Raw genomic sequence first — 11,974 nt, forward strand, 5'->3', positions numbered from 1 at the left:
CCCAAGCTCTCTCATGAGTTTGGGAGGTTTTCTTGTGCAGATCTAGCGCCATCGCGGCGCCGAGCGAGGGCTAGTCACGCCAACCGCCGCGGCGCCCGCCACGGTCGCGGCCACGTCCACCGCGGTCACGGTCGCGGTATCCGCCGCGCTCACCGCGTCCACCACGGCCACGTCCACCGTAGCCGCCGCGTCCACGGTCATCGTCGAAGTTCCGGCGCGGTGGGCGGCCGGTGTCCTTCTGAATCTTGATCAGCTGACCGGAAATGCGGGTGTCCTTCAGACGGTCCAGCACTGCCGGGTCCAGGTTCTTCGGCAGGTCCACCAAGGTGTGGCCCACCGCGATGGTAATGCGGCCGAAGTCCTTAGAGGACAGGCCACCTTCATTGGCCAGCGCGCCCACGATCGCACCCGGGCGCACGTTCTGACGCTTGCCGACGTCCAGCCGGTACGTCTCAAAGTCCCCATCCGGGCGGCGCGGGCCGCGGTCACGGCCGCCGCGTTCACGACCACGATCACCGCGGTCACGCCCGCGGCCGTCGCGCTCGAAGCGATCGCGCTCGCGACGGTCCTTCTTGGTCACCGGGCGCTCCTTGAGCAGGAAGTCCGTCCCGCCCTGCAGCTGCACGGCCAGGGCGGCAGCGATATCATCCATCGCCACGTTCTCAGCCGCGGAGTACTCGCGCACCATGTCACGGAAGAACTCGAACTGCTTGTCCTCCTGCGAAGCGCCGATGGAAGCGAAGAACTTCTCCTTGCGCTTGGCATTGACCTCATCCGCAGTAGGAAGATCCATCTCCTCCAAGCGGGCATTAGTCACGCGCTCGATGGAGCGCAGCATGCGACGCTCACGCGGGGTGACAAACAGGATGGCCTCACCAGTGCGGCCAGCACGGCCGGTGCGGCCGATACGGTGCACGTAGGACTCGGTGTCATTCGGGATGTCGTAGTTAACCACGTGGGTAATGCGGTCCACGTCGAGACCGCGCGCGGCAACGTCGGTCGCCACCAGGATGTCCAGGCGGCCATCCTTGAGCTGATCGACGGTGCGCTCACGCTGCTGCTGGGCAATATCACCATTGATGGCAGCGGCGTTGTAACCGGCCTCCTTGAGGCTATCGGCCACGTCCTCAGTCGCGTGCTTGGTGCGGCAGAAGACGATGATGGCGTCGTAGTCAATGACCTCGAGGATGCGGGTGAAGGCATCCATCTTGTGGCGGTGCGGGGTCAGCAGGAAGCGCTGCGTGATGTTGTCATTCGTACGGCGTTCCGACTTCACAGTGACCTCGGCGGGGTCGTTGAGGTACTGCTTGGACAGGCGGCGAATCGAGTTCGGCATGGTGGCCGAGAAGAGTGCGACCTGCTTGTCTTCCGGGGTGTCCTCAAGAATGCGCTCGACATCTTCCTGGAAGCCCATGTTGAGCATCTCGTCCGCCTCATCGAGGACGAGGAAGCGCAACTGCGAGATATCCAGGGAGCCCTTCTCCAGGTGGTCGATGACGCGGCCCGGGGTGCCCACGATGATCTGGGCGCCACGGCGCAGCCCGGAGAGCTGGATGCCATAAGCCTGGCCACCGTAGATAGGCAGAACTTCGATGCGACCCAAGTGGTCGGCGAAGGACTGGAAGGAGTCCGCTACCTGGAGGGCCAGCTCGCGCGTGGGCGCGAGGACCAGAGCCTGCGGGTAGCGGGCCTCGGTATCAATCTGGGAGAGAACCGGCAGCGCGAAGGCCGCGGTCTTACCCGTACCCGTCTGGGCCAGACCGACGACGTCGCGGCCCTCCATGAGGATCGGGATGGTTTCTTCCTGAATTGGGGATGGCTTGGTAAAGCCCACCTTGGACACGGCTTCCTGAACGTCATCGGGAAGGCCGAGGTGCGCAAAACCCTGGGAGTTGTCGTTGGCTGAAGTTTCCTCAGCGCCGGTGTCCTCAGGGTTATTCGCAGCCCCGGTGTCCTGGTTGGATACCTGCGAAGCGTCCAGAGCTTCGCCACCTTGCGAGTTTTCCTGAGATTCCGACTTATTGAATTCTTCCGGCTCGTTTACGCCGCCGGTGGCGTTATCGGTAATGCTCATTGCTCAGACCAGAGTACGGCACCGGCACCCAATTAGCTATTTCACCGCTGAATTACCCGACCTTTTCCGCCTCGGGCTACTCCTTCGCAGCGTAACGCGTGGCGCGGTCACCGTGTTTGCCGCGCATCGTGACGTGCCCTGACTCGATGAGCTTGCCCAACGCGTAACGCACCTGGCCGCGGGTGAGCTGCGTGCTGTTCACGATGTCCACGAGCGAGAGCTCGCCGTTCCGGCGCAGCGCGCTAAGCACAAGGGCTGGGTTTCCGCCGAGCTTGGCGACGAGCCCGTCTTCCACCACACTGCCCTCCTTCGCTGTCTGCGCTGGGGCAAGCGCGGGTTGAAAGGAAGCAGAGTCGCTGCGAGTCGCGGGGGCGTGCTCGTCATCGCCTCGCCCCGCTCTCCAGAGGATCACGGTAAAGCGAACACCAGTGTCGATGAGGGTCGGCGGGCGCAAGCCGGCTTTGCGAAGGGACGAAAAGACGACCTTCATGCCTCCGCCCTGGCCCTCGATGACGCGCTCGCCATCCTCTAGACGCAATTTCGTGCTCAGTGCATACAGGCGCGGGTTTACAGCGACGGGTGACAGTACCCTTCCCTTGAGTTCTTCCACGGAGATGCCGCGTAGCCCACCCGGGCTGGTCACGATCAGTGCCTGGCGATTCAGCCGAATGGTGACGAACTTCCCGGCACCTAAGCTTTCCGGCCCGAGGTCTCGGTGGACCACGGCATTAGCTATGACCTCTCGGACCGCCTCGAGGGGAAGCTCGGGAACCTCGCGCAGATGTCCATCCGTGCCATAGACCAAGTCGGTATCGACATTCCGGCGCACCCACGCCACGGCCGCATCCACCAGATCCGGGACGGGCCCATAAAACTCTTCCAGGTTCCGGGTGCGTGGTCCTTCCTCCCCCGCCGGGTATTGCACGGCCGCAGAAATATGCAGGTCAGGAAAGAATCCCTGCGGAAAGCGCCCCAGAGCGTACAAACCGGCCACACTCAGCTGTCCTTGGGCATCGACCACGCGGAATAGCTCCAGTAACTCGGCATCGCTCGCACCCCGCAAACGAGGGGTGGCGTTGCGCAGCTCCGCCACTGCTTCCTTGAGCGCCGAATCATCACAAACTTCTAGGCTTGACCCAGGAACGGGTGCTGAGTCATAGGCAATGGCCTCGCGCGCGTGTAGTTTATCCACCTCGATCATGCGGAGGTCATTGGAGCTCATGACATAGTCACCATCCGCCATGCGCAGGTAAGGCCGCCCCCGATAGAGCGCCGGCCGCTGGTGCGGCAGCACGCCTTCGATGTGGCCGAGCACCACAGCACGCCCTTCGATATGGAGGGTCTGGGTCTCAATGTAAGGCGCGGGTTCCACGAGGGTGCGTGCCTGATCCGCCAGGGCGCTTTCGATAGCGCCAGGATCGTCCACGCCGTGCACCGCAAAGCCGGGCTCCGCCACCCCAATGATGACGGTGCCGCCACGCGGCATGTTGGCGAAGGCACACAGAGTAGCCCCCAGGGACTGCGGCATTCCGCCGCGTCCCGATTTCACCTCCACGGTCGTCGTATCCGACTGCAAGAGGCGACAGTGCTCGAGGTAGTCCTCGAGCTGCTCTACTGTCCACATCATGCCTGCAGAATACCTCAGACTGCAAAGTTTTACACTCTAGAGTGCGAGACTTTGCTTTCTAGACCTCGCGGCCGCCAACGAAGGTCTTGAACGTCATCGGCATGCCCGGGCGGTAGGCCAGGTGGATAGCGCTCGGGGCATCGAGGACGTGCAGGTCCGCGGCTGCACCGACCACCAGCGAGCCCTTAGCCGGGCGGCCCTTCGCGTCCTTGCCCTCGCCAACATCCTGGCGGCGCAGCGCGGTGGCACCGCCCAGCGTGCCGGCGGCAATCGCCTCATCGAGCGTGAGGTGCTGCTGGAGCACGGCCGTGGTCACGCAGAAGTTCATCGAGGACGTATAGGACGTGCCCGGGTTGAGGTTGGAGGCGATGGCGACGGTCGCGCCGGCATCAATAAGCTTGCGGCCCGGTGCCAGCGGTTCCCGCGTGGACAGGTCGCACGCCGGCAGCAGGGTGGCCACCGTATCGGAGGAGGCCAGCGCTTCGACGTCCGCATCGCTGAGGTAGTTGACGTGGTCCACGGAGGCCGCGCCCAACTCCACCGCGAGTGCTACGCCGGGCCCCTCGCCAAGCTGGTTGCCGTGCACGCGCACACCCAATCCGCGGGCCTTGCCAGCCTCGAGCACGCGGCGCGACTGCTCCTCATCGAAGGCACCACGCTCACAGAAGACGTCAATCCACTGCACATACTCGGCCACGCCATCGAGCATCGGGCCCACAACCTCATCGAGGTAGGTTTCGGCCTCTGCTCCCGGCGGCACGAGGTGCGCACCTAGGAAGGTCACGTCATCGACGTGGCGGGCGGCCACACGCGCGGCCTCCACCTCGGATTCGGTATTGAGACCGTAACCGGTCTTCGTCTCCAAGGTCGTCGTTCCACCCCGGCGGGCAGCGGCGATGCGCTCCACCAGAAGCTTTTCCAGGCGCTCCTCCCCCGCCGAGCGGGTCGCATCCATGGTTACGGCGATGCCGCCAGCTTGGTAGGACTCGCCCGCCATGCGGGCTTCGAACTCGGCGGAGCGGTCGCCATCGAAGATCATGTGGGTATGGGAATCCACCCAGCCCGGCAGAACCGCGCGCCCGCCAAGGTCGACCTTCTCGTCCGCGGCCGGGGCCTCGGAGGCTGGGCCGATCCAGGCGATGGTGCCGTCGGTGTTGGCGATAAGTGCGGCGTCGGCAAGCGTGCCTGCCTCCGACACCGTGCGCAGCTCTGAGATTCCAGTAAACAGGGTGGACATGATCTTCTTTTCCTCTCGTGTCTAGTCGCGGGCCTTGAATTCCATCGGGATACGCACGCCGCGCTCGTCGGCGACTTCCTTGGCGCGAGTGTAACCGGAATCGACGTGGCGGATAACGCCCATGCCCGGGTCATTGGTGAGCACGGCGCGCAGCTTGGCGGCGGCCAGCTCGGTGCCATCGGCGACGGTGACCTGGCCGGCGTGGATGGAGCGGCCCATGCCCACGCCACCACCGTGGTGGATGGACACCCAGGTGGCACCGGAAGAGACAGCGGTCATGGCGTTGAGCAGCGGCCAATCAGCCACGGCATCGGTGCCATCGAGCATGGCCTCGGTCTCGCGGTACGGGGAGGCCACGGAACCGGAGTCGAGGTGGTCGCGGCCGATGACGATCGGAGCCTTGATCTTGCCTTCCTTAACCAGGTCATTGAAGAGCAGACCAGCCTTGTGGCGCTCGTTGTAGCCCAGCCAGCAAATACGTGCCGGCAGGCCCTCGAACTCCACGTACTCCTCGGCGGCATCGAGCCAGTTGTGCAGGTGCTCGTTGTCCGGGAAGAGCTCCTTAAGTGCTTGGTCGGTGACCTTGATGTCCTCCGGATCGCCGGAGAGCGCTGCCCAGCGGAAGGGGCCGAGACCCTCGCAGAAGAGCGGGCGGATGTAGGCCGGAACGAAGCCCGGGAACTCGAAGGCGCGCTGGTAGCCGGCCTTGCGGGCCTCGTCGCGGATGGAATTGCCGTAGTCGAAGACCTCGGCGCCCTCGTCCTGGAATTCCACCATGGCCTGGACCTGGGCGGCCATGGCCTCGCGGGCCTTCTTGGTGAAGGTGGTCGGATCTGCCTTGGCCTCGTTGTGCCAATCCTCGACGGTGATTTCGGTGGGCAGGTAGCTCAGCGGGTCGTGCGCGGAGGTCTGGTCCGTGACGATATCCACGGTGAACTCGCCCGCGCGCTGGCGGCGCAGCACCTCCGGGAAGACCTCGGCGGCGTTGGCTACCAAGCCAACCGATAGAGGCTTCTTGTTCTCCTTGGCGTCGAGCACCAGCTTGAGGGCCTCATCCAGGTCGGTGACGACCTCATCGAGGTAGCGCTTGGACTGGCGGCGCTTCAGGCGGGTCTCATCAACATCGACGATGAGGCAGGCACCGCCATTGAGAGTGACGGACAGCGGCTGCGCGCCGCCCATGCCGCCGCAACCACCGGTCAGGGTGAACGTGCCGGCGAGCGTGCCGTTGAAGCGCTTCTTGGCCACGGCCGCGAAGGTCTCGAAAGTACCCTGCAGGATGCCCTGGGTAGCGATGTAAATCCAGGAGCCGGCCGTCATCTGGCCGTACATCATCAGGCCCTCGTCCTCGAGCTTGCGGAAGTGCTCCCAGTTAGCCCAGTCGCCGACCAAGTTGGAGTTGGCAATGAGCACGCGCGGTGCCCACTCGTTGGTCTTCCAAACGCCGACCGGCTTGCCGGACTGCACCAGCAGGGTCTCGTCGGATTCGAGGTCCTTCAGCGACTCCACGATGGCGTCGAAGGCCTCCCAGCTGCGGGCTGCACGGCCGGTGCCGCCGTAGACCACGAGGTCCTCGGGGCGCTCGGCAACCTCGGGGTCGAGGTTGTTCATGAGCATGCGCAGCGGGGCTTCGGTCTGCCAAGACTTGGCGTTCAGTTCGGTTCCGCGCGGGGCGCGTACTTCGCGGGGTTCAGACATGACTTCCTTTCGCTCGTGCTTTTCGACGCCCTTCCAAACCCCCAAGGCCGGTTTCCCGGGGCTGTCCCTTGTGGGGCTTGGTCAGCGTCACACATCAGAAGCTACTGTGACGCAGCACCAACTTCTAGGGCTCTTTTGGCCTGCCTGTCTCAGATACAAGACTGTCACCCGACCAGTATTGGGCGCCGCGCTGCCTGCAATCCAGAGCCCAACCCAAAAGTGCAGACCTGGAAGTGCATTCACGCAGGTGGGCGTCGTCCAGCGCCAAGGCAGTGCTTTGCGACGACCAGCAGGTCTGCACTTCCAGGTCTGCACTTTTACAAGCGCGGGCCGCGTGCCAGGTGTTTGCCCACCGTCTCCTGGAAATAGTCAGGCCGCGAACTCAACTGTTCTGGGCTAAACCTCAAGACGATGTAGCCCTTGTTGAGGATGGCTTGCTGGCGCCGATGCTCCGCGCGAATTACCTCTTCGGCCTCGAAGCGGTACTTGACGTTTCCGTCAATCTCAATCACGAGCCACCCATTAATGACCAGATCCGCTCGATAGTTCTCAATCACATACTGCGCCTTGACCCAGCGCAGCTCCGGGTAGTCCGCCGCAAGAATCAAGGCACGGGCATAGGATTCCCACGGTGACTCCGCGCAATTGACGCTTTCAGCAACCGCCCGCCGCGCGGCGGCAACACCCTTAACTCTCCCCATAGCGCCGAGCGTCTCACTGATCCAGAACTGGCCAACATTGCGCGCCCGCACGTCATCGACGGCAACGAGCCCCTCCTCAAATCCATAGAACCGCGCAATATCAATGGCCGTGCGCTCCAGGGTTGACACGCGAATCCCGTGAACCACCGTCTCTTTACCGCGCAAGTCCATGCGCCGATACCGGACATTGCTTTTAGCGCGTGGAGGTACCGAGTTCGAGGGCAACGTCGCCTCCCATTCGGTCGGTGGCACAACCAGAGGAATTCCGTGAATCAGGGCCGCAGTTTTTCCCACTAATGTCGCTTTGGGCAGAGTCAACCCGAGCACATATGCCTTCGTGGTCTCCTTCTGCCACGGCTTGAGTTCGTGCCAATGCATCATCGGCAGTACGAAGCACCACGCCAGTTTGGCTACCTTGCCGGCGTGCACCTTCTTCCACCGGGGATCATCATTGGGTAGCTTGCGAAGGTCGATTAGGTGCTGGTCTAAAAAGCTAAAGAGTTGTTCATTGTTCATGCACTACTCATAACCCAGCTTTGTGTGCCTCGCCACAGATAGGCTTCCGTTCTTCGCCTCCGCCGCACTACCTGCAATCCGGTGCCCAGCCAAAAGTGCAGACCTGGAAGTGCATTCATGCAGGTGGCGTCGTCCAGCGCAAGGCAATGCTTTGCGACGACCAGCAGGTCTGCACTTCTAGGTCTGCACTTTTAGAATTGAGACGGCACGAGAAAGCCCCATGGACCGTGTGGACCATGGGGCGGGAGGTGTTTAGCGCAGCGTGCCGACGGCCCCCTCTACCGCAGCCACCAGCGCACCTTCCTTGACCAGGCGCACGGTCTCCTCGATCTCCGGAGAGAGGTAGCGGTCGGTGCCTGGGCCCTGGACGGTCTGGCGCAGCGCATCGATGACCGCGCCAGTGCCCTTGGCCGGCTGGCCCTCGCGCATATCGATGGCGCGGGCGGCAGTGAGGATTTCAATGGCGAGGACGCGCTGCAGACCGTCCACGGCCTTGCGCAGCTTGCGGGCACCCGACCAGCCCATGGATACGTGATCCTCCTGCATGGCCGAAGACGGAATGGAATCCGCCGAGGACGGGTTGGCCAAGCGCTTGAGCTCAGAGACGATGCCCGCCTGCGCATACTGCGCGATCATGTGGCCGGAGTCCACGCCCGGGTCATCCGCCAGGAAGGCGTTGAGGCCGCGGTTGCGGGCAACATCGAGGAAGCGATCGGTGCGGCGCTCGGAAATCGAGGCCAGGTCAGCCACCACGATGGCCAAGAAGTCCAGCGCATAGGCCACCGGCGCGCCGTGGAAGTTGCCGTTGGAGACCACGCGCCCATCCTTGGCCACCACCGGGTTATCGACGGCCGCGGCCAGCTCGCGCTCAGCAACCGTTGCTGTGTGTGTCACCGTGTCGCGGAAACCACCGGCCACCTGCGGGGCACAGCGCACCGAGTAGGCGTCCTGGACTTGCTTCTTCTTGAATTCTTCGAGGGCGGCCGCGAGAATCTCCGAGCCCTCCGCAACCTGAAGGATATTGGCGGCGGCATCTGCCTGGCCCGGGTGCGGTCGCAGCTGCTGCAGGTCATCAGCGAAGACCACGAGCGTACCCAGCAGGCCTTCCACCGTCATCGCGGTGGCGATATCGGCAGTCTTGGCCAGCTCGCGCAGGTCGGTAATGGCCAGGCAGAGCTGGCCCAGCATGCCGTCGGTGCCGTTGATGAGTGCTAGGCCTTCCTTTTCCCGCAGCTTGAGCGGCTCAATGCCCGCAGCGGATAGGGCCTCCGCGGCTGGGGTGATGTCGCCGCCATCAACGCGCACCTCACCCTCACCGAGCAGCGCCAGCGCGCAGTGCGCAAGCGGTGCCAAGTCGCCGGAGCATCCCAGGGAGCCGTATTCGCGGACCACCGGGTGAATGTTCGCGTTGAGCACTGCCGCATAGGTTTCCGCCACCACCGGACGCACGCCAGTACGCCCAGTGCACAGGGTAGACAGGCGCAACAGCATGAGCGCGCGAATGACCTCTTGCTCAACTTCCGGGCCTGTGCCTGCTGCATGCGAGCGCACGAGCGAAAGCTGCAGCTGCGCGCGCATCTCCTCCGGAATGTGACGGCGGGCCAGTGCGCCGAAACCAGTAGAAATGCCGTAGACCGGAGTCGGATCCTGGGCCAGCTCCTCGACACGCTCGCGCGTGGAGGCGATTTCGGCCAAGGCATCCTCAGAGATCTCCACCTTCGCGCCATAGCGCGCAACGGCCACGACCTCCTCGATGCTCAGCGCACCGATACCCACGGTCACGGTGGAGGGATAAGAATTAGACATGTAAGACTCCTTTACGTCGCTGCGGTACCCCGCCCCACCACCCGCGTGGAAGGGAGGAAGGCACGCGAAAACACGTACTTGCTTTCACAAGAATAGATAAATAGTGATACGCGCGACAGCCTTACGCGTTGCGCTCATAGTACAACAGGCTGCCCGGCGCGCCAATACTCCGGGCACCAGCTGTTAGCGGCGCCCGTACATCCTCTCCGCCACCTGCTGCGCTGCCGCGTGCAGTTGCTGGGCGACGTCGGCGGCGTCGGCAGTCCCCACCGGGAAGGTCACCGCCAGCGCCGCCGCGGGCCTGCCCACGTGGTCAACCACCGCCACGCCTACCGACGCCTGCCCGCGCGCCACCACCTCAACCTCTTCGGCCCATCCGCGTTCGCGCACCTGGCGCAAGATTTCCTTGTACTCCCCAAAACCTAAGGAACCCGGGACAAATGCTGCGCGCCACTCTGCTTCCGGGAGCAAGGCCAACATGGCCCGCCCGGAGGCCGTGCGCTGCGCCTGCAGCCGCACTCCCCTCTCCGTCACCAAAGACAGCGCTCCCGGCGCGCGAATCTCGTTGAGGTACAAAATTTCCGAGCCCGCCAAACGCGACAGGTGCCCCGATCCCCCGACACTGCTGGCAATCCGCTCGAGGTGTCCCTGGGTTACCCGCACGAGGGGCTGCTGCGTGGCGTAGGCAGCAGCCATCGAATAGGCAACGAGCCCCAACCCGTAGGTTTGGTTCTCCGGCAGGTGTACCACGAATCCCGCGTCCACCATCTCCTTAAGCAGGTGGTAAGTCGTGGAGCGCGGCAGGTTCAGCTCACTGCGGATGCGCGCGGCGGAAATCGGCACGTCGATAGTGGACAGCAGCCGGAGGATCTCCAGCGCATTGCGCGCCGCCGGGACTCGGGAGGTACTCATGGGCCCACATTCTAATGAGACCTCGTGTGCATCCCAGCTAAGTCACCAGGAAGGCAATCGGCGTCGCAATAATGATGGTCAGCACCACGCGCTCGAACCAGATGACCACGATCTGCCAGAGCTTAATCGGAATCTTGGTGGCTAGGATGCACGGCACCAGCGCGGAGAAGAAGATAATGGCGGAGATAGCCACCACGCCGATGACGAACTTGAGCACCATGCTTTCAGAGCCCGCCACGGCCGTCGCCGGCAGGAACATCTCCGCAATACCCATAGCAGCGGCCTTGCCCGCCAGCTCCGGCTCCGGCAGCTGGACAAGCCACGCGAACGGGTAGAACAGGTAGCCCAGCCAATCAAAGAGGGGCGTGAAGTTAGCCAGCAGCAGGCCAATCAGGCCCACGGACATGATGGAGGGCACAATCGCCGACGCCATGCGCACGCCATCGCGCAGGTTCTCCCAAATGGCAGCGCCCAAAGACGGCGCGCGGTCCAGCGCCAGCAGCGCTTCCCGCCACGCGGCCTTAAAGAAATTGCCCTTCACCGGCTTTTCCGGATCCGCTTCCACACCATCGATGTAATCATCAGGAATCCTGCTCAGCGGCGGAATCCACACGGTAATCGCGGTGACCAGGAAGGTCACCACGAGGGAGACACCGAAGTAGATGCCCCACATATCCATAAGGTCGAGCTGCTTGGCGACGATCACCATGAAGGCAGCGGAGACCGTCGAGAAGCCCGTCGCGATGATGGAAGCCTCACGCGCGGTATAGCCGCCGCGCTGGTACACGCGGTCAGTAATGAGGATTCCCAAAGAGTAGGAGCCCACGAAGGAGGCCACCGCGTCAATGGCGGAGCGCCCCGGCGTGCGCCACAGCGGGCGCATGATGGGCTGCATGAATACGCCGACGAATTCCAGAAGGCCGTAGCTGATGAGCAAGGCCAAGAACGCGCCGCCGATGGGCACGATGAGCCCGACTGGCGTGGCAATCGAGTTCCACAGGAAGGGCACGATGTCCTCGTTGCCCAGCACTCCGGGAAGCTTTCCGATGACCATCAGGAAGGAGACCACCAGGCCCACCACGTTGAGCGCAGTAAAGACCGCCTGGAGCGGGCCTTCTTTCCAGTTTTTATTCACGATGCTGCGCACCGTGCCGTAGAGCGCCAGCGCCAGGATGAACCAAGGCACCAAGACGTCCGCATAGGTGCGGATGATGGTGACCATGTGGTCAAGCGGGATGGATTTCTTTCCGTCGTAGCTAATGGGAAAGAAGAATACGAAAGCGCCGATAGCACTGTAGACGAAGAGGCGCCAGATACCCTTCTTGGAGGGGACGTCGTCCTCGCTCTCGTAGAAGGCGTCAACGATTGCGTCTTCAGATTTCATGTTCTACCTCACGGTGGTG

The 11,974-nt window shown here is 63.4% G+C and carries 8 protein-coding genes; all 8 read right to left on the bottom strand.

The window, feature by feature from the left end; all coding sequences use genetic code 11:
- Nucleotides 1-70 precede the first annotated feature (70 nt).
- The 8 genes from QKE52_RS03855 to QKE52_RS03890 all read right to left on the bottom strand — a co-directional run bounded on the left by QKE52_RS03855 (nt 71) and on the right by QKE52_RS03890 (nt 11,955).
- The gene (locus QKE52_RS03855) at nt 71-2,074 is read right to left on the bottom strand and encodes a DEAD/DEAH box helicase (protein ID WP_347948191.1); all 2,004 of its coding nucleotides are present in this window, start codon (nt 2,072-2,074) and stop codon (nt 71-73) included.
- Nucleotides 2,075-2,150: 76 nt separating this feature from the next.
- On the bottom strand, nt 2,151-3,701 hold the full coding sequence (locus QKE52_RS03860) for an ATP-binding protein (protein WP_347948192.1): 1,551 nt from the start codon (nt 3,699-3,701) through the stop codon (nt 2,151-2,153).
- Nucleotides 3,702-3,759: 58 nt separating this feature from the next.
- Nucleotides 3,760-4,938, bottom strand: coding sequence for an imidazolonepropionase (hutI, locus tag QKE52_RS03865; RefSeq protein ID WP_347948193.1), 1,179 nt, complete (start codon nt 4,936-4,938; stop codon nt 3,760-3,762).
- 21 nt (nt 4,939-4,959) lie between these two features.
- Nucleotides 4,960-6,636: a urocanate hydratase gene (locus tag QKE52_RS03870; protein WP_347948194.1), complete on the bottom strand. Its 1,677-nt coding sequence runs from the start codon at nt 6,634-6,636 to the stop codon at nt 4,960-4,962.
- Nucleotides 6,637-6,953: 317 nt separating this feature from the next.
- Nucleotides 6,954-7,853, bottom strand: a complete 900-nt coding sequence (locus QKE52_RS03875; protein ID WP_347948195.1) for a DUF559 domain-containing protein — start codon at nt 7,851-7,853, stop codon at nt 6,954-6,956.
- Nucleotides 7,854-8,105: 252 nt separating this feature from the next.
- A complete protein-coding gene (gene hutH / locus QKE52_RS03880) occupies nt 8,106-9,659 on the bottom strand; it encodes a histidine ammonia-lyase (protein WP_347948196.1) in 1,554 nt (517 codons plus the stop codon).
- A 183-nt stretch (nt 9,660-9,842) separates the two neighbouring features.
- Nucleotides 9,843-10,571 carry an IclR family transcriptional regulator gene (locus QKE52_RS03885; RefSeq protein WP_049155142.1) on the bottom strand — a complete coding sequence of 243 codons (729 nt, stop codon included), beginning with the start codon at nt 10,569-10,571 and terminating at the stop codon, nt 9,843-9,845.
- Nucleotides 10,572-10,608: 37 nt separating this feature from the next.
- A complete protein-coding gene (locus QKE52_RS03890; RefSeq protein WP_070515527.1) occupies nt 10,609-11,955 on the bottom strand; it encodes a YjiH family protein in 1,347 nt (448 codons plus the stop codon).
- Nucleotides 11,956-11,974 lie beyond the last annotated feature (19 nt).

The organism is Corynebacterium sp. c25Ua_47, assembly GCF_039907205.1.
In the GTDB taxonomy this organism is placed as follows: domain Bacteria; phylum Actinomycetota; class Actinomycetes; order Mycobacteriales; family Mycobacteriaceae; genus Corynebacterium; species Corynebacterium hiratae.

What these genes read in the sequence shown, in the direction of transcription:
- QKE52_RS03855 (WP_347948191.1), bottom strand. Translation starts at nt 2,074, where the DNA reads ATGAGCATTACCGATAACGCCACCGGCGGCGTAAACGAGCCGGAAGAA.
- QKE52_RS03860 (WP_347948192.1), bottom strand. Translation starts at nt 3,701, where the DNA reads ATGATGTGGACAGTAGAGCAGCTCGAGGACTACCTCGAGCACTGTCGC.
- hutI (WP_347948193.1), bottom strand. Translation starts at nt 4,938, where the DNA reads ATGTCCACCCTGTTTACTGGAATCTCAGAGCTGCGCACGGTGTCGGAG.
- QKE52_RS03870 (WP_347948194.1), bottom strand. Translation starts at nt 6,636, where the DNA reads ATGTCTGAACCCCGCGAAGTACGCGCCCCGCGCGGAACCGAACTGAAC.
- QKE52_RS03875 (WP_347948195.1), bottom strand. Translation starts at nt 7,853, where the DNA reads ATGAACAATGAACAACTCTTTAGCTTTTTAGACCAGCACCTAATCGAC.
- hutH (WP_347948196.1), bottom strand. Translation starts at nt 9,659, where the DNA reads ATGTCTAATTCTTATCCCTCCACCGTGACCGTGGGTATCGGTGCGCTG.
- QKE52_RS03885 (WP_049155142.1), bottom strand. Translation starts at nt 10,571, where the DNA reads ATGAGTACCTCCCGAGTCCCGGCGGCGCGCAATGCGCTGGAGATCCTC.
- QKE52_RS03890 (WP_070515527.1), bottom strand. Translation starts at nt 11,955, where the DNA reads ATGAAATCTGAAGACGCAATCGTTGACGCCTTCTACGAGAGCGAGGAC.